This is a genomic window from Rheinheimera sp. EpRS3 (genome assembly GCF_001513785.1).
Taxonomy (GTDB): domain Bacteria; phylum Pseudomonadota; class Gammaproteobacteria; order Enterobacterales; family Alteromonadaceae; genus Alishewanella.
In genome coordinates, this window is the sequence record NZ_LNQS01000009.1 from 508,324 (window position 1) to 524,475 (window position 16,152).

Annotated in this window: 20 protein-coding genes; 16 read left to right on the top strand and 4 right to left on the bottom strand. The window is 47.5% G+C overall.

From position 1 onward, the window contains the following. Positions 1–8: 8 nt before the first annotated feature. Both AR688_RS14765 and cysK read right to left on the bottom strand, forming a co-directional pair. The gene (locus tag AR688_RS14765) at positions 9–452 is read right to left on the bottom strand and encodes a hypothetical protein (protein ID WP_068235476.1); all 444 of its coding nucleotides are present in this window, start codon (positions 450–452) and stop codon (positions 9–11) included. A 104-nt stretch (positions 453–556) separates the two neighbouring features. Then, positions 557–1,531: a cysteine synthase A gene (gene cysK, locus AR688_RS14770; protein WP_068235479.1), complete on the bottom strand. Its 975-nt coding sequence runs from the start codon at positions 1,529–1,531 to the stop codon at positions 557–559. A gap of 149 nt (positions 1,532–1,680) precedes the next feature. Between cysK and AR688_RS14775 the strand changes: the two genes are divergently transcribed. The 4 genes from AR688_RS14775 (at position 1,681) to AR688_RS20520 (ending at position 4,854) form a co-directional block, all read left to right on the top strand. Beyond that, entirely contained in the window at positions 1,681–2,526 is an 846-nt protein-coding gene (locus AR688_RS14775; protein ID WP_068235482.1) for an AAA family ATPase, read from the top strand. 185 nt (positions 2,527–2,711) lie between these two features. Continuing rightward, the gene (locus tag AR688_RS14780; protein WP_068235485.1) at positions 2,712–3,881 is read left to right on the top strand and encodes a vWA domain-containing protein; all 1,170 of its coding nucleotides are present in this window, start codon (positions 2,712–2,714) and stop codon (positions 3,879–3,881) included. A gap of 80 nt (positions 3,882–3,961) precedes the next feature. Then, positions 3,962–4,333 carry a bile acid:sodium symporter family protein gene (locus AR688_RS20515; protein ID WP_231732092.1) on the top strand — a complete coding sequence of 124 codons (372 nt, stop codon included), beginning with the start codon at positions 3,962–3,964 and terminating at the stop codon, positions 4,331–4,333. A 62-nt stretch (positions 4,334–4,395) separates the two neighbouring features. Then, a complete protein-coding gene (locus AR688_RS20520; RefSeq protein WP_231732093.1) occupies positions 4,396–4,854 on the top strand; it encodes a hypothetical protein in 459 nt (152 codons plus the stop codon). Positions 4,855–4,893: 39 nt separating this feature from the next. Here the strand turns inward: AR688_RS20520 and AR688_RS14790 are convergent, their stop codons facing one another. Continuing rightward, a complete protein-coding gene (locus tag AR688_RS14790; protein WP_068235488.1) occupies positions 4,894–5,706 on the bottom strand; it encodes an HDOD domain-containing protein in 813 nt (270 codons plus the stop codon). 199 nt (positions 5,707–5,905) lie between these two features. On the opposite strand from AR688_RS14790, the gene AR688_RS14795 reads away from it, so the two are divergent. The 10 genes from AR688_RS14795 to AR688_RS14840 all read left to right on the top strand — a co-directional run bounded on the left by AR688_RS14795 (position 5,906) and on the right by AR688_RS14840 (position 13,493). Continuing rightward, positions 5,906–7,141, top strand: coding sequence for an EAL and HDOD domain-containing protein (locus AR688_RS14795; protein WP_068235491.1), 1,236 nt, complete (start codon positions 5,906–5,908; stop codon positions 7,139–7,141). 50 nt (positions 7,142–7,191) lie between these two features. After that, positions 7,192–8,856: a sensor domain-containing diguanylate cyclase gene (locus tag AR688_RS14800; protein ID WP_197412236.1), complete on the top strand. Its 1,665-nt coding sequence runs from the start codon at positions 7,192–7,194 to the stop codon at positions 8,854–8,856. Between the two features lie 42 nt (positions 8,857–8,898). After that, entirely contained in the window at positions 8,899–9,357 is a 459-nt protein-coding gene (locus AR688_RS14805) for a GNAT family N-acetyltransferase (RefSeq protein ID WP_068235497.1), read from the top strand. Positions 9,358–9,369: 12 nt separating this feature from the next. Beyond that, positions 9,370–9,717, top strand: a complete 348-nt coding sequence (locus AR688_RS14810; protein WP_068235500.1) for a nuclear transport factor 2 family protein — start codon at positions 9,370–9,372, stop codon at positions 9,715–9,717. A 132-nt stretch (positions 9,718–9,849) separates the two neighbouring features. After that, entirely contained in the window at positions 9,850–10,305 is a 456-nt protein-coding gene (locus tag AR688_RS14815) for a hypothetical protein (RefSeq protein WP_068235503.1), read from the top strand. Between the two features lie 270 nt (positions 10,306–10,575). Further along, entirely contained in the window at positions 10,576–11,172 is a 597-nt protein-coding gene (locus tag AR688_RS14820) for a hypothetical protein (protein ID WP_068235507.1), read from the top strand. 27 nt (positions 11,173–11,199) lie between these two features. Next, positions 11,200–11,835, top strand: a complete 636-nt coding sequence (locus tag AR688_RS14825; RefSeq protein ID WP_068235509.1) for an AbiV family abortive infection protein — start codon at positions 11,200–11,202, stop codon at positions 11,833–11,835. 112 nt (positions 11,836–11,947) lie between these two features. Next, the gene (locus AR688_RS14830) at positions 11,948–12,685 is read left to right on the top strand and encodes a hypothetical protein (RefSeq protein WP_068235512.1); all 738 of its coding nucleotides are present in this window, start codon (positions 11,948–11,950) and stop codon (positions 12,683–12,685) included. Positions 12,686–12,758: 73 nt separating this feature from the next. After that, on the top strand, positions 12,759–13,103 hold the full coding sequence (locus AR688_RS14835) for a hypothetical protein (protein WP_068235514.1): 345 nt from the start codon (positions 12,759–12,761) through the stop codon (positions 13,101–13,103). Positions 13,104–13,349: 246 nt separating this feature from the next. After that, positions 13,350–13,493, top strand: a complete 144-nt coding sequence (locus AR688_RS14840; protein ID WP_156420311.1) for a hypothetical protein — start codon at positions 13,350–13,352, stop codon at positions 13,491–13,493. 30 nt (positions 13,494–13,523) lie between these two features. Here AR688_RS14840 and AR688_RS14845 read toward each other — a convergent pair whose 3' ends face one another. Then, positions 13,524–14,063, bottom strand: a complete 540-nt coding sequence (locus AR688_RS14845) for a hypothetical protein (protein ID WP_156420312.1) — start codon at positions 14,061–14,063, stop codon at positions 13,524–13,526. A 220-nt stretch (positions 14,064–14,283) separates the two neighbouring features. On the opposite strand from AR688_RS14845, the gene AR688_RS14850 reads away from it, so the two are divergent. Continuing rightward, positions 14,284–15,225, top strand: a complete 942-nt coding sequence (locus tag AR688_RS14850; protein WP_068235523.1) for an aldo/keto reductase — start codon at positions 14,284–14,286, stop codon at positions 15,223–15,225. Beyond that, positions 15,222–15,959, top strand: a complete 738-nt coding sequence (locus AR688_RS14855) for an MFS transporter permease (protein ID WP_068235526.1) — start codon at positions 15,222–15,224, stop codon at positions 15,957–15,959. The genes AR688_RS14850 and AR688_RS14855 overlap by 4 nt, the downstream gene beginning before the upstream one ends. Positions 15,960–16,152: the final 193 nt, after the last annotated feature.

The window sequence follows — 16,152 nt, forward strand, 5'->3', positions numbered from 1 at the left end:
GCTTAAACTTAACGCGCACTGCTGCTGAATTTATCTACCTGAACGGATTTAACCTGCCAGCGGTTATTGTGTTTAATCACTTCAACCACCCGCAGTTCGTCAACTTGCTTACCGTCATAGGGGCCGGTAAGCAAAATGGCAATTTGTGCTTCATTTTCATATTGCTCACGCAGGTTGCCGCCGCTGCGGTTAACGCGCACTTCTACACTATCAAACGACATATTCATCAGGGTGCGGTTAACCTGGCGCACACTGCCGTAAGATTCCATTAACGCAGCGTAATCTTCGGTACTTAGCTGTTTGGCTTTTTCCAGATCTTTGTCGTTATACAGCGCATGAAAAAACTGGGTGGCAATATATTCCGGTGTACCCCACTGGGCATTTACCTTGGGCGTGCTCTCGCTGCAGGCAACCAGTAACAGCAAAAGTGGCAGTATCCAGCGTAGCTTCATCTGTGGCATCCGGTAAAAAAATCAGCACCCAGTGTGGCTTTTTTTTCTCTGGCTGTAAAGAAAAGGGCTGCAAAAGCAGCCCTTAATAGCGTTCATCATGCTGATTAGGCTTGCAATTCCTGCTCGGTGAAGACACTGGCAAACAACGGGCTGGTTAAGTAACGCTCTGCGGCACTGGCCAGGATCACGACAATGTTTTTGCCGGCATTTTCCGGTTTTGCGGCCAGGCGCTGCGCGGCTACCAGAGCTGCGCCAGATGAAATACCGGCCAGAATACCTTCTTCACGCATTAAGCGCAGTGCACCGGCAATGGCCTCATCGCTGGTAACGCGCTCAACTTCATCTACCTGTGCTAAATCCAGGTTACCCGGAATAAAACCGGCACCAATACCCTGAATTTTATGTGGGCCGGGTTTTAACTCTTCACCGGCTTTGGCCTGAGTAATCACCGGTGATTCCGCCGGCTCTACCGCTACGGTTAATAACGGCAACTTCTTTTCGTTTTTCAGATAACGGCTAACACCGGTAATAGTACCGCCTGTGCCGACACCGGCGACAAAAATATCAACCTTGCCGTCTAGATCATTAAAAATTTCCGGTCCGGTGGTATCAAAATGAATTTGCGGGTTGGCCGGGTTTTCAAACTGGCCCAGAATTAAATATTTATTCGGGTTAGACGCCTGAATTTCTTTAGCTTTTTCAATTGCGCCTTTCATGCCCTTAGGGCCTTCGGTCAGCACTAAATTGGCACCTAAAGCTTTTAACAGCTTGCGTCGCTCCAGGCTCATGGTGGCAGGCATGGTCAGGGTAAGCTTATAGCCACGGCTGGCGGCAACAAACGCCAGGGCAATACCGGTGTTACCGGAGGTAGGCTCGACAATTTCTTTGTCAGCCGTTAAGGTGCCTTTTTTCTCGGCGTCCCAAATTAATGCGGCACCTAAACGACACTTTACGCTGAAGCTGGGGTTGCGTGCTTCAATTTTGGCGTACACATTAGCACCGCCTTCAATAGTCCGGTTTAGTTTGACCAGCGGGGTGCGGCCGATAGACAATGAGTTGTCTGCATAGACGTTTGCCATAAAAAAACTCCGTTTACGATAAATTGGTTATAAGAATACGCCAGCGTGGCAAAAATTTCAGTAGCTTTTGGCTATAAGATATTACGTTTCACCACAAGCCTGCCAGGTTGTAAAAAGAGCAGGTTTGAACACTAAACATAGAGGGTAGAATGGCCTTTGTAAGCACCGACAACTATATAGTGTCTGACGAACTGGCATTAGCGGTAAATGCCGCCGTAACGCTGGAAAAACCATTGCTGATAAAAGGCGAGCCGGGCACCGGTAAAACGCGGCTGGCAGAAGAGCTGGCCGAAAGCCTCGGCACCGAGCTTATTCAGTGGCATATTAAGTCAACCACTAAGGCACAGCACGGCCTGTACGAGTATGATGCGGTATCCCGCTTGCGTGACAGCCAGTTGGGCAGCGACAAAGTGCAGGATATTAATAACTATATCCGCCCCGGCAAGCTATGGCAGGCTTTTACCGCGGCTAAGCGCCCGGTGCTGCTGATTGATGAAATAGACAAAGCCGATATCGAATTTCCCAATGATTTACTGCACGAACTGGACCGGATGGCGTTTTACGTGCACGAAACCGGCGAGCAAATAAGCGCCGTTCAGCGGCCGATAGTGATCATTACTTCAAATAACGAAAAAGAGCTGCCGGATGCCTTTCTGCGCCGCTGCTTTTTCCACTATATCCGTTTCCCGGATGCCGATACCTTGCGCGCTATTGTTGCGGTGCATTACCCGCATATTCAGCAGCAGCTGTTAAACGTGGCGCTGGAGGCGTTTTTTGAGCTGCGCGAATTACCGGGTTTAAAGAAAAAGCCGTCAACGTCAGAGCTGCTCGACTGGCTAAAGTTATTGCTGGCCGAAGATATTCCGCCAGAAGTACTCATCGACAAACAGCATAAGGGCGGTTTAATGCCGATGTTTGGTGCCTTGCTGAAAAACGAGCAGGATCTTAGCCTGGTAGAAAAGCTGGCGTTTTTGGCGAAAAGGCAAGGGCGATAAAGTATGTTGGTGGCATGCGCTTTGTTCGTCGGGGTCGACTGCGGCAATTATGGCAGCGAAGGATCAGAACCTTGTTCCGGTCGGCGCAGAGTGTCTGAGCGAGGGCGCCAGCCCGAACGAGTTGCTGTGACGAGCCGGGGCAAGTGTTGTGAGCCGCAGCGGGAACAATACAGCGGAACCAGCACATGCTAATTGACTTCTTTTTTACGCTGCGCAAATACGGCTTAAAAACCAGCATTACCGAACTGCTGGATTTACTTAATGCAGTTAAACAGCAGGTGATTTTCGCTGACACTGAGGCTTTTTACCAGTTAGCCAGGCTGTGTCTGGTAAAAGATGAAACCCAATACGATAAGTTCGACCGCGCCTTTGCTGAGTACTTTGAGGGCGTCGCCGAAGTGGACATCGCCGCCAGTATCCCACCCGAGTGGCTGGTACCGGAAGTGCTGCGTAAGCTTACTGACGAAGATAAAGCCAAGCTGCAAGCTTTGGGAGGGCTGGATAAACTGCTGCAAACCCTGCGCGAGCGCTTGGCTGAACAGCAAAAAAAGCATAGTGGTGGCAATAAATGGATTGGCACCGGCGGCACGTCGCCATTTGGCGCTTACGGTTATAACCCCGAAGGCGTGCGCATAGGCCAGCAGGGCAGTGGTGCACGCCGTGCGGTAAAGGTGTGGGATAAACGCGAATTTAAAGATTTGGACACAGATAGCGAGCTAAATAACCGCAGTATTAAACTGGCGTTAAAGCAGCTGCGTAAATTTGCCCGTAGTGGCGCAGAAACCGAGCTGGATTTACATGGCACTATTCAGGCTACGTCTGAGCAGGCTGGTTGGCTGGATTTACGCTTTATGCGCGAGCGGCACAATGCCATTAAACTGCTGGTGTTTTTTGATGTCGGCGGCTCAATGGACGACCATATCGAACAATGCCAGAAACTGTTTGCCGCCGTTAAAACCGAGTTTAAACATCTGGAGTTCTTCTACTTTCATAATTGCGTGTATGAAGGTGTGTGGCGCGATAACAAACGCCGTTACACCGAGCAGATAAAAGTAGACGATATTATTCATACCTACGGTAGCGACTACAAACTGATCTTTGTCGGTGATGCCACTATGGGCCCGTACGAGATTGACTACCCTGGCGGCAGTGTTGAGCACTACAACGAACTGCCCGGCAAGGTATGGTTGCAGCGTTTACTAACGCAATATCCCAAAGCGGTGTGGCTAAACCCGCAGCCACAACAGTGGTGGGGGCACTATTATTCTATTGGCATGATAGAGCAGCTAATGCAAAAACGCATGTATGCTCTAACGCTGGATGGCTTAGGTGCGGCAATAAAACAGTTGTTGTAACCACAGCGCACTTAATTGCGGCCACTGCCAGCTTGCTGTAGTTTGTACACTAAGCAGAAAAATAACGATATGGCCTCTGTATGTTTGAAACCCTGACCCAAATTGGTTTACCCATAGCGCTGATCCTGATTATGGCCGGTGTTGGCTTAAGTTTAACGCCGGCAGATTTTCAGCGGGTGTTTCGCCAGCCGCGTGGTTTTTTACTGGGTGCCTTGGCCCAAATGCTGTTGCTGCCGCTGTCTGCGGTGGCGATTATTGCGCTGTTTAAGCTCGAAGGCGAGTTAGCAATAGGCTTATTTATTCTGGCGTTATGCCCTGGTGGCACCACGTCAAACTTGTACAGCTATTTATGTAAAGCCGATGTGGGCTTGTCGGTGTCGTTAACTGCTGTGATTGGTTTTATTACCCCCATTACTATTCCGTTGCTGGGCGCCTGGGCGCCTGGGCGATAGGTTATTACAGTGACGCCGAATCAATGCTGAGCCTGCCGGTGCTAAGCACCTGGTTTAAGCTGATGATCATAACCGTATTTCCGGTTCTGTTGGGTATGGCGCTGCGGGCGAAATGGCCGGCATTCGCCCGCCGGGCTGAGCCGTTAATCAGCAAGTTTTCCGTGGTGGTGCTGGCGCTGCTGATTGTATCTATTGCACTGGATTTAGGCGATGCGCTTTGGGTTTATCTGGCCAAAGCCGGCCCGGCCGCGTTAACGCTGAACCTGCTGACCATGCTGCTGGGATATCTGCTGGGTAATTACCTGCTACACAGCGAGGCGCAGGCGCGCACGGTTTGCCTGGAGGTAGGTTTGCAAAACGGCACTTTGGCACTATTGGTAACCACCGGCATTTTGCAAAACCAGCCTATGTCGGTGGCACCCAGTGTGTACAGCTTACTAATGTTTGTCAGTGCCACCTTGTTTACCTTGCTGGTACTGCGTAAAGACAAGCTGGCTGCCACAGCGAACACCACTGGCTAACGGCTGCCAGTGGTATTCGGGCAGAGGGTATTTAGCCGGTTAGTTGATAAACTCTTCAATACCCTCATCAATATCGGTCATATTTTCCATTCTTACGTACAGGCCCGACAAATTCAGGTGCAGGCTGTGTACCAGCTTGGCAGGAAAGTCATCAAAAATACCTTGCTCAATTTTGGCTTCGTTATCCAGCATATACTGGGCAATAAGAATGCTGCTGGCATACTTTGACGGCTCTTCCTGAGCGCCTGGTTGCTCCTGCCAGCGGATGGCAGTAACGATATCTTGCGGAAAGTGCCAGTAATCTGCCAGCTCGCTGCCGGCTTTGGCATAATCAAAGCCCAGCAATTGTTGCTCCAGCCGGGAGCGGTTTTCGCCTTTAGCTACCCGTTTGTCTATTAAAATAGCTTCTTCCTGTTTTACCAGGTGAATAAGATACTCACCAATGGCATGCAGCAAGCCACAGGTATAGGCAATTTCCGGGTCTGTTTTCAGTGATTTAGCCAGCCATTTGCAGCGGTTGGCCACTTTAAACGACTTTAACCAGAATTCTTTAATATTAAAACCTTCAGGTGCTTTTAATGTAGAGACAAAACCTACCGACAGCACCAGGGTACGTAACGAGTCGATACCCAACACGATAACTGCATCTTTTACCGAGCCCACTTTACGGTGGCCGCCATAACGCACCGAATTAGCCATCCGCAGCACTTTGGCAGTTAATGCCTGATCGCTGCTTAAAATTACCGCTATGCGGTCACTGTTTATTTTTTCATTACTAAAACTGGCAATCAGCTCCTGCACTACCTTGGGTATGCCGGGTAAATTTGTCGCTTTTTCAATCAGTAGCTTCATAGTCGTGCTCTTGTTGTATACCGGTTTGGGATTATTTAATGTGCCGCAGCATAACCATAGCTCAGCTATGGCACTTTGTTGTTGTTTTGTATCTGAAATAGTGTGCGACGGCAAAAAAAGCAGACTAACTAGACAGGCCGTAGCACTGGCTTTATATTGGCTGTTACCAACTGTAACTGTTTAGCTGTAAGGACAGTACGTGAACAGACAAAGCCAGAATATTCGTTGCGGCAAAGATTTACAAAGCCTGTTCGCAGCCCAGCCTATTTTTGATCGTAATAAACAACGCTACGCGGTAGAGCTGCTGTATCGCAGCGACACCGGTGTTACCGCGCTTGAATTGGGTGATGTTAAAGCCACCACTGAACTGCTGTATAACCTGTGCGGCGGCATTACTGAGCAAATTGAGCAGTACCGTGCGCCGGTATTTATCAACGTTTGTGCTCAGTTTTTACTGTCGCGCAGCTTTTTGCCGCTTGAGCCATCACAAGTGGTTATAGAGCTGATTGAACGCATTGAGCCCACTGCGGAATTTATTGCCGCTGTTGCCAGTTTTAAGCAGCAGGGCTTTCGTTTTGCTCTGGACGATTTTGAATTCAACGATACCTGGCAGCCATTGCTGGAGCTGGCCGATATTATCAAAATAGATGTGCTAAACAGCAGCCTGGCTGAAGTAGAGCGTTATAAAGCGCAGTACAGCAGGCCAGGGCTGGTTTGGCTGGCTGAAAAGGTAGAAACCGAACAACAGTTTATTGCCTTTAAAGCACTGGGCTGTGAGTTATTTCAGGGCTATTTTTTAGCTAAACCCTTACTGATCGCCGGTAAAAAAATTGAACCCAGCGTAATGCGGCTGGCAGAAATTATTGGCTGCCTGTTTGCCGACGAGCCAGATATTAACCAACTGGTTTTATTGCTGCAGGACGAACCGGCCATAGTGATGGGCATGCTGAAAATTGTGAACAGCCCGCTGTACCGTAAAACGCGCGAAGTGAGCTCGGTCAAAGAAATGATTACCCGGCTTGGGCTGGAGCTGGCGCGCAAATGGGTGCTGATGTATGCCGTACTTAACAATACCGCACCAACTGCGGCGATAACGGTACTAACCCGCGCGTACACTGCGCAGCGTATTGCCAAACTGTGGCAGCTTGGCAACGAGCAGTGCCATCAGTATTTTCTCGCCGCGTTAATTTCGGGCTCGGACATGTTGTTTGGTGTCGAGTCAGAGCGCTTTTTACAGCATTTAAATATTAACCCGGATATTAAGCAGGCTATCAGCTGCAACAGCGGCCGGATGGCAGAGGCATTGGCCATTGTGTGTAATATCGAGCGCGGCTATGCATTAAAATTAGCCGCCAGTGCTGCCGAGCTGCCTTATATCAGCTGCTATAACCAGGAACTGGCCGACGTACAAAAACGGCTGGCGCCGGTGTTGTAATGGGCTTTCTGATAACAAAATGTTCGGCCAGAGTACACAGTGAATGGTTAATGAAACAATTTAATAGTTTCCACGCAAGACTGGTTCTGTTATTCGGCAGCCTGTTTTTAGCGGTAAGTATCGGTTTAACGGCTTATTTAGATCGTCTTGCCTCAGTAACCTTAGCTAAAGCCGCTGGTGATGCGCTGTTTAGCACCGGTAATTCCGCTGCTATGCTGATCAGCAGAACACTGGCTGAGCGCGAGCGCGAAATACGGCTGTTAAGTAAAAGCCATTTACTTACATCCGGTGATTTACAGGGCGCTGAAGTACAGCAATTGCTGGACGATATCCGCCAGTCGTATCCGTTTTACGCCTGGATTGGGTTGGCCGCACCAGATGGTAATGTGCTGCAGGCCACAGACGGCTTGCTGTTAAAGCAGAATGTGGCGCAGCGCCCTTGGTTTAGTGGCGGTTTACAGCGCAGCTTTGTTGGTGATGTGCACGAAGCGGTATTGCTGGCCAGGCTGCTGCCAAAGCAAAACAGCAACGAGCCACTGCGTTTTGTTGATTTTGCCGCACCGGTGTATGGCACGGACAATAGCATCCGTGCTGTGGTGGCTACCCATGTACACTGGAGCTGGGTGCATGATGTGCTCAGTTCTGTGCTTACCGCTGATGCCGCCAATAGCGGAGTAGAGCTGCTAATTCTTGGCAGTGCCGGGCACTGGTTACATCCGTACGAATATATAGGCCAACTGGCGGTGCCGGCTGATCTGCCACCGGCGGGGCAGGTGGCATTGATAGATTGGGGAGGTAAACAATACCTTACCAGCCGCATTCGTATTAGCACCCAGTTTGGCGATGATCTGGGCTGGCAGCTTATTTTGCGTCAACCTGCAGAGCTGGCGCTGGCACCGGTAACCAAACTTAACCGCCAGCTTCTGTGGTATGGCGCCATTACATTAGTGTTGGCAATGGTGCTGGCATACCGCCTTGCCAGTCACTTTAGCCGCCCCGTTGAGCAACTGGCCAGCCTGGCGGCTAAAGTGGCGCAGGGAGGCGAAAATGTGGTGTTTAACGTAAGCAGCAAGCTGACAGAAATACGTTATCTCAGCAGTGCCCTTAGTAGCATGATGGTTAAAATGGCAGCCAAGCGCCAGGCATTGTTGCAAGCCAATATTACGCTGGAGCAGCAGGTAGCAACACGCACAGCAGATCTAGAGCGCGCTAATGCCAGGTTGCAGGAGCTAAGCCTTAAAGATGCCCTGACCGGTATTTACAACAGGCGAGCGGCTGATGAGCGGCTGCAGGCAGAATTTGCTACAGCAAAACGCCGCAATCATCGTTATGCTGTACTGTTGATGGACATTGATCACTTTAAACAAATTAACGACCAGTTTGGCCATGAAACCGGCGATCAGGTTATTCAGCAACTTGCTAAATTACTGCAGCAGGCTATCCGCGAAAGCGATTTTGTTGCCCGTTATGGCGGCGAGGAGTTTATTGTTATCCTGCCCGCCACAGAGCAATCTGGTGCCATTACCATGGCAAATAAACTCTGCCGCCAGATAGAACAGCAGCAATTTAACACTGTCGGGCAGGTCACTATCAGTATTGGTGTAGCATCTTCAGCCACAGACGATACCGATGCCGACGCTGCAGTACGTGAGGCAGATGTGGCAATGTATGAAGCCAAGCGTGCTGGCCGTAACCGGGTAATGCCGCAAGAATAAAACCAAAAACAGATTATTTTTTCTGACTAAAGTAAAAACATCATGAATATTATTGCCGATAAGCTGGAATCTGCCGCTGTAATCGCGTTACTTGAAGGCCATCTGGCCGATATGTATGCCACCTCGCCACCGGAGAGCGTGCATGCACTGGATATCAGTAAATTAAAAGCGGCAGATATCCGCTTCTGGACTGCCTGGCACGGTGATATCTTGCTCGGCTGCGTGGCGTTAAAACAACACCGTGCTGATATGGGCGAGATTAAATCAATGCGCACCGCGCCCGAAGCCCTTGGTAAAGGCGTTGGCCGTGCCTTATTGCAGCATTTACTTAACGCGGCACAGCAAAGCGGTATCAGTGCTGTATATCTGGAAACCGGCTCAATGGACTTCTTCCTGCCTGCCCGCACCTTGTACCAAAGCGCCGGTTTTCACTACTGTGGTCCTTTTGCTGATTACACCGACGATCCCAATAGTTTGTTTATGTGCAAAATACTGGAATAAGGCTGCCACACGATGAATAACGCACAAACAGTACTGCCGGTACAACGTCAGCTGGATGCTTACAACGCTAAAGATCTCGCTGCTTTTATCAGCTGTTATCACAGCGATATTGCCATTTACCGCATGCCAGCAACGGAACCCTCCTTAAAAGGCCGCACTGCGCTGGAGGCATTTTACAAAACCGAGCGCTTTAGCATAGCCGCACTGCGCGCCGAAGTGCTGCAGCGAATGGTGGTCGGTAATAAGGTAATTGATCACGAAAGGGTATACGGTTTAACCGAACAGCCGTATGAGGTAATGGTGGTGTATGAAGTACAAGATGGCCTGATAGTAAATGCCTGGTTTTATCCGGTTAAATAGAGGTTTGAAATTGGCTGCTGTGCGCCAGATTTGGACTTACAGCTTAATCTTGTTCTGCTCCTCAAATTTAAATTTCTATACTAAGTTGATGTAGTGTATGGTTATTTCGTTCGTCATATACCGGATAACCATATGGATGTAGTACTGCAAGAAGTCGCAGTAAAAGGCAGAACTAAGCTTTGTACAATCCTGCTGGTAAATTGCATTATTTTAGGTGCCGCCTGTGTCGGCTACAAATACGTGCCGGCGATGATTGATTTGGACCCACGCTATGGCAGATTAATGGTACTGGTGGCTATGGCACCGGTTTTAGCACTTTTTTTGTCCATTTCGATAGGCGTAAAGCAACCTAGGCAATTTAGGGCGAATACTGAGGGTATTACACTAGGTAGTTCCGCAGTCAGCAGCGATTTTTACTACTGGAGTGACATCACCGAATTTAACTTATGCCCAAACAGCAAAGTGCTCAAATTTCGGGTTGATAGTCAGCATCTGAGCGAAACCCTTAAGCTGAAGAAATTCAGCATCAGCCAGCAGCAGTTTGACCAGTTGCAGCAACTGGCTATTGCCAGTTTAAAAAGAAGGTAGAGGAACAGCTGGTTTATACCAAAAGCAGAAATTCCATCTGGTATGCATCATTGCACTCACATCGCTTTATTTATATCCAATTCGGTTAAAGCCAAACGTGCTTTGTTAGACGGGTTAACCCGTATTTTTCGCTAGCAAAAATATAAGCTGTACCGATAAGTTATTGTAAGTTTTAAAGAAGCGGTGTAGTGTCTTGTACATTAAATTTACAAAGGCAGGTTAGCCCGTGTTTAAGTGCGGGCCGACCCGTCGAATAAGCGTTAAGACCCTATGAGAAAATTTCGGAATCTACCAAAATCAAAAAACACCGAGATCTCTAAAGATTTTGGCAACTTGTTAAAAATGAATGATGACTGCTCACCTGATGAGTGTCGCTGGGTTGCTGTAACAGTCTTTGATCATTGGTTACACACATCAAATTCCTTTGACAGGATCGAAAGTGCTTCTGATTCTGATAAGGAGCTTTGGGGTTCCAGGATTAATAACTTTCTACGTCAGTTAGTAGAAGTTGAGACACCTACTTGCTACAAAGAAATAGGTAAATGGTCGAAGAGAAAGCTGCAATTTCGCGAGTATATTGGCTTTAAACCAATGTCTGAATATATAACAGACCTTTTTAAAGAAACTTACTCTCCTCAGTTGGCATTTGTAGAGCATAGATTTCATGTATGGTTTCAAGATTATTGGGTTATTTATTTGATATATAAGGATGCTGAGTTACTGGATGAAGTTTTTGATATAGCCGCAGAAAATGATTTATTTTTTCTTCCTGTTTACTCAATAGGGCATCTGAATCAGTACTATGAAATTGAAGATAAACTGAAATCAAAAGGTCTTAACAAAGCAATACACGCGATAAACGCGTGATTGCAGCGTTAAATTCTTGGAGAGCGGATGTCTTTCAGTCTTAATCAAATTGACGAATATATGTCGGCTCTTATCGTAAATGCTAGTGAGTTACTAAGAGAGTCTGAAATTTTGTTCGAAAACAAAGCTTTTTCTCGCTCTTATACGCTAGCTCATATAGCGAGAGAAGAAATTGCTAAGTGCAAAATTCTTTATGCTGCTGGCCGCAGGCTTGCTTCTGGAATAGAAATAGATTGGAAACTTACAATTAAGAGACTACGAGATCATCAATCTAAGCTAAGGCAAGAAACAGTCGGGAACTCAATTCTAGCCGCAATGTTGGGTGATGAAGAAAGTTTCGAGAATATTATCGGTGGCGCATCGGCCTTATCGGACAAGAGAAACCAAGATAAAAACAACTCTCTTTATGTTGGTATATCGCCTGATGGCAAGATTAGCCTTCCAAACAAGGTTATAGATAGAGATTTATCCGAACGTAATATTCAGCTAGCTCGCCATGCGATTAGTGAAGAAGCTTCATTCCAAACTAAAGTGGGAAAATTATCAGAAATGAAAATGGAAAGCATGCCTGATATTAGTTCTATTGACGGTATGAGTTCTGAGGATATGAAGTCAATGATTAAAAATGTTGCTTTTATATTAGCGAAGCATACTGGCAAATGAATTTAACAAGGCTAGCCAACATTGCTGCTTCGCAGCTGGACGGCCTTTCCGGCGCTTCGCGCCTCCAAGTCCGCCGTTGCTAGCGGCGTTATGCACTAAAAGAAACGGCGTCATGACCTACGAAAAAACTCGAAAAGGAAATCCGCTGCAACTAACCGTTGAGCAGCATTTTCACACTGCGCACGCAATAGCCAAGTTTTACAATACGAATGGCAATGTAGAGGTTAAAGACATAAACACTGGTGAGGTGCTGCAACGTCATAAGCGCGCTAAAATTTTTAGTACAAAGAGAAACTGGGATGAAAGAGCTGAAAAGGGATATATGGCTCATATTGAAGCCGATTTTCATAATCAAATAGATAGTCTCAATCTCGGTCGTCCTAGAGATGATGCTGCAATTTCTAAATATTTAGCATTATGGCGGCTGCGCCATAAATTTCACCTAGAGCGTTCATCAGATGCGCCGTTATTTGGAATTGATGGCGAATATTTGACGAAGGAACAGCAAGAGATATTAGAGAAAAGAGGTATCGGCTATATAAATGAGCGTGCAGAAATTCCTGCTAGGCAATTAACCGGAATCCAAATTCAAATCGGTGTTGATCAGCTTATGCAAACTCTAGGGGGTATAAAGTGGGGCTTACTACACTCGAAAAATAGTCAATTTCTATGCGCGGATTGCTATCATAGATTTTTATTTATCCCTGTATCTCCAGTTCTTGCATTAGCAGGTAACTTGCCAGATCAAGAACTTACTGATGCTGAGGTTTCAATTGCGAATCATCATAGTGTTAATAGTGCAAGTCAGTTCTACTTTGGTAGCTATTTAGAAAAATGTCCAATTGCATAACAAGGCGCTGTTACGGACTGTTTTTTTCGCTGCGCTCCAAAAACATCCGCAAAGCGCGGCGTTATACGTACTTATGAATATGCCACATTTAATAAAAATTTTTGTATTTTCCATACTTTTAACATATTGCTACCGTTCCTATGCTATTGAAATAGTTGGTGATGTTAGTGATTCAGTAAAGCAAGAAGTAATTAGTGCATTTAAAGGTGGGCTTCCGATAACTCATCTTGGCCATGTAATAAAGGTATACCCTGAACAAACCGGAGCGACAGTTTACAAAATTGAAGGAAATGAAGCCATTTTCACTATTTACCACTCTCGTCATGAATATGGGTATAAGTATTTTAATGCGAAATATAGCTGTCCTGACGGTGAGTGTTTTTTGGTCTTTTACAATGATTTTCAAGTGCTGTATTGACGTCTATATGTATAACAAGTTTCTTAATTTCGCTCCGGCCACAAACAACGTGGCCTCCACGGGACGGCCTAAACTGCGTTTCGGCTGCTCATTAGCAAATAGTTAGGGTCAGAATCACTATGAGCGAATTGAAAGAAATATATTGTGACCTGAATGCGAGGATGACAGAGAAAGGTTATTCTTTAGAGCGTCGAGGAAGCGTCGGTGACCTTAGAATCCGCAAAGGGGTTACGGTTTAGATTTTATATGGACGACGCCGATGTTGACGGAACGCCGAATGACATCATGTTTGAAGGCGTAGTTATTCTGAATGATGAGTTTGGATTTCTAGCGGAGCAAGAGAGTGAAATCTTCTGGCGTAGTGATCTACCTAATCCAAAAAATATTTAACAAGTTTGTCCACTTTTTGCTAAAGCCGCTTTATTCAGATTGTGGTATCAAAACGTTAAACCCATGCTCTGAGGTAAGAAATGCCTCTATTCCTTGCGCTAGCTGAGCCAGCACTGCGTAGTGTTGCTCTGTCACTGTTGGCGGCACACATGCACTGGTTAAATGAAAACTGTCAGTTTGCGTAAGCGCAACCAATGCAACAACCTGGTCTTTTGCAGACACCCGCAGTGTATCGCTACTGATACTATCGCCAAATCGGGTTTTACGGTTGGTAAAAACAGATTGGTAGCTGTACCGGCTATCGTCCGGATGGGAAATCACCAGCACTTCGGTATCCGGTAAGCTATCCATTTCAATCAGCGAGGTAAGCTCATCAGGCACGATTGGCGAAAACAGCACTGAGCTAAACGATGTGTTTAAGTCGTCATTTGCTGGAATTTTGCGGTACTCGTTGTCAGACAACTGCTCAAATCCGACTGGGATATGCCAGTTACAGCCGATAAAATTGTGGCTGGTAGCCGCAGTGCTACAAGCGGTAATCAGCAAAATAACGCCGAGCAATCTCTTCATAGTTTAATAGCCTATTCGCCTAAGGATTAGTGCTTTAGAAATTAACGCATAGCGCACATGGGCGGCAAATAATTTTTGAGTCAAAGAAAAATTAGCCTGGAAGCCTGATAGTGTCTTCATCTTCGCTGGTTTGGCAACGGTTGGCTGGGCTGGTATGCTTAATTTTGCTGCCTGGCGCCATACCGTGCCCAGCGACATGATCTGAAGGGGCGCTTATATTATGCAGCATCGCGTACATCGCTTAACCCGCAGACAAAGCCTTAAATTACTTGCTGCCGCTATGGCTGCTAGCTTGTTACCGGCATTCCCCGGTTTTGCAGCTGGCGGCGGGCGCTGGCAAAAGCCCATTCCCAATAGCAATAAAGCGCTACCGGTAATTGGCATGGGTACCTGGCGTACCTTTAATGTTGGTAACGATGCCAAGTTGCTGGCTGCTCGTACCGAACTGGTAAAAACCTTCTTTGAACTGGGTGGTGGCCTGATTGACTCATCTCCTATGTATGGCTCGGCACCCGATGTAATGGGTCACGCCTTATCGAAGCTAGGTATAACCGATAACCTGTTTGCTGCTGAAAAAGTCTGGAGCCCGGCTGGTGGCTCAGCGCGCGAGCAGGTTGCCGATTTGCAAAAGCGCTGGAATATCCCGCAATTTAATTTACTGCAGGTACATAACCTGAGTGACTGGCGCGAACACCTGGCGGTGCTGCGAGAGCTAAAAGCGGCAGGCAAGGTTGGCTATATTGGTATTACTACCTCACATGGCCGCCGGCACGATGAGGTTGAACAGATTATGAACTCTGAAGATATCGACTTTGTGCAACTAACTTACAATATTACTGAGCGCGAAGCAGAAAGCCGTTTGCTGCCATTGGCAGCAGAGAAGGGCGTAGCGGTAATTGCCAACCGGCCTTACAACGGCGGTAGTTTGATTAAAAACCTGAAGCGGCGCGCCGAGCCTTTGCCTGGCTGGGCGGCCGAGTGGGGCTGCACCAGCTGGGCAGAATTTTTGCTGAAGTTTATTGTTAGCCACCCGGCTATTAGCTGCGCTATTCCGGCAACTACCCGAATTGAGCATTTACAGGAAAATATGCGCGCCGGCCTTAACCCCATGCCATCTGCCGCTGCCCGTAAGCAAATGGCGCGCTTTATAGAAGCCGTATGAATAGCTTTGCCAGCTACCAGCTGCAAGATTTTGTTCCTTTTAGTGCCGACGTGTATTTTCGCCTGCTTGAGCGTATAAGCGAAACCTGGTGGCCACTGCATTTAGTTAGCCTGACACTGGGCGCCGCAGCGCTTATGCTGGCGCTGTTTGTACGGAAATATGAGCAGCGTGGCCGGCTGGCTTGCCTGTTAATGGCACCGGTTTGGGCCTTTGTTGCCGTGGTGTTTTTTATCCAGCACTATGCTCAGCTTAACTGGGCGGGTAACTATGTTGGCTACGCTTTTTTGGCTCAGGCCATACTGCTGTTATGGCTGGCGCTAACCGGTTTTGGCTTAAGTAAGACGCCGGCCACTAAAATAGGCCCTGTAGCTGGCAGCCGCCTGGCTGCTATTGGCGTGGCAATCGGTATTGCCATTGCTGTTACCGGCCTGATTGTCCAGCCACTTATTGCACCGCTCCTTGTTGCAACAGATAGCGGCAGCAGTTGGTGGCAGGCACAGGTGTTTGGCATTCATGCTGATCCCACAGCAATAACGACACTTGGCCTGATGCTTATTCTGCTGCGGGGTTGGCGTTTGTGGCTTGTTGCTTTTATGCCGATGCTCTGGCTGTTGCTGTCGGGCCTGACGTTGTGGGTGCTCGAAGCGGTAGAAGCTGTATTGCTATTCTCGGTATTGGCCGCCGCTTTGGCCGGTTGCGGGCTTTTATCCGGTCGCGTAACGAAAGTTACATAAGTTTGTACAACATAAAATACTTGATTTACATTCCTCTGACAGAATAAACTCTTGCTCCCGCAAAAGGGGACCAAACCATAGCCCGCCTGTTTTATGCTGTATATAAGTGCTTAGGGTAGTAATGCAGGTTGCAGAGCAAAGAATTAAACAACTGAATAACTCTGTGCCGTATTAGCAAAGGATGAGATGTATT

Coding starts and splice junctions, on each gene's coding strand:
- AR688_RS14790 (WP_068235488.1), bottom strand. CDS start 5,706: ATGAAGCTACTGATTGAAAAAGCGACAAATTTACCCGGCATACCCAAG.
- AR688_RS14780 (WP_068235485.1), top strand. CDS start 2,712: ATGCTAATTGACTTCTTTTTTACGCTGCGCAAATACGGCTTAAAAACC.
- AR688_RS14840 (WP_156420311.1), top strand. CDS start 13,350: ATGGACGACGCCGATGTTGACGGAACGCCGAATGACATCATGTTTGAA.
- cysK (WP_068235479.1), bottom strand. CDS start 1,531: ATGGCAAACGTCTATGCAGACAACTCATTGTCTATCGGCCGCACCCCG.
- AR688_RS14810 (WP_068235500.1), top strand. CDS start 9,370: ATGAATAACGCACAAACAGTACTGCCGGTACAACGTCAGCTGGATGCT.
- AR688_RS14805 (WP_068235497.1), top strand. CDS start 8,899: ATGAATATTATTGCCGATAAGCTGGAATCTGCCGCTGTAATCGCGTTA.
- AR688_RS14825 (WP_068235509.1), top strand. CDS start 11,200: ATGTCTTTCAGTCTTAATCAAATTGACGAATATATGTCGGCTCTTATC.
- AR688_RS14855 (WP_068235526.1), top strand. CDS start 15,222: ATGAATAGCTTTGCCAGCTACCAGCTGCAAGATTTTGTTCCTTTTAGT.
- AR688_RS14775 (WP_068235482.1), top strand. CDS start 1,681: ATGGCCTTTGTAAGCACCGACAACTATATAGTGTCTGACGAACTGGCA.
- AR688_RS14830 (WP_068235512.1), top strand. CDS start 11,948: ATGACCTACGAAAAAACTCGAAAAGGAAATCCGCTGCAACTAACCGTT.
- AR688_RS14820 (WP_068235507.1), top strand. CDS start 10,576: ATGAGAAAATTTCGGAATCTACCAAAATCAAAAAACACCGAGATCTCT.
- AR688_RS20520 (WP_231732093.1), top strand. CDS start 4,396: ATGATCATAACCGTATTTCCGGTTCTGTTGGGTATGGCGCTGCGGGCG.
- AR688_RS14835 (WP_068235514.1), top strand. CDS start 12,759: ATGAATATGCCACATTTAATAAAAATTTTTGTATTTTCCATACTTTTA.
- AR688_RS14850 (WP_068235523.1), top strand. CDS start 14,284: ATGCAGCATCGCGTACATCGCTTAACCCGCAGACAAAGCCTTAAATTA.
- AR688_RS14765 (WP_068235476.1), bottom strand. CDS start 452: ATGAAGCTACGCTGGATACTGCCACTTTTGCTGTTACTGGTTGCCTGC.
- AR688_RS14815 (WP_068235503.1), top strand. CDS start 9,850: ATGGATGTAGTACTGCAAGAAGTCGCAGTAAAAGGCAGAACTAAGCTT.
- AR688_RS20515 (WP_231732092.1), top strand. CDS start 3,962: ATGTTTGAAACCCTGACCCAAATTGGTTTACCCATAGCGCTGATCCTG.
- AR688_RS14800 (WP_197412236.1), top strand. CDS start 7,192: ATGAAACAATTTAATAGTTTCCACGCAAGACTGGTTCTGTTATTCGGC.
- AR688_RS14845 (WP_156420312.1), bottom strand. CDS start 14,063: ATGAAGAGATTGCTCGGCGTTATTTTGCTGATTACCGCTTGTAGCACT.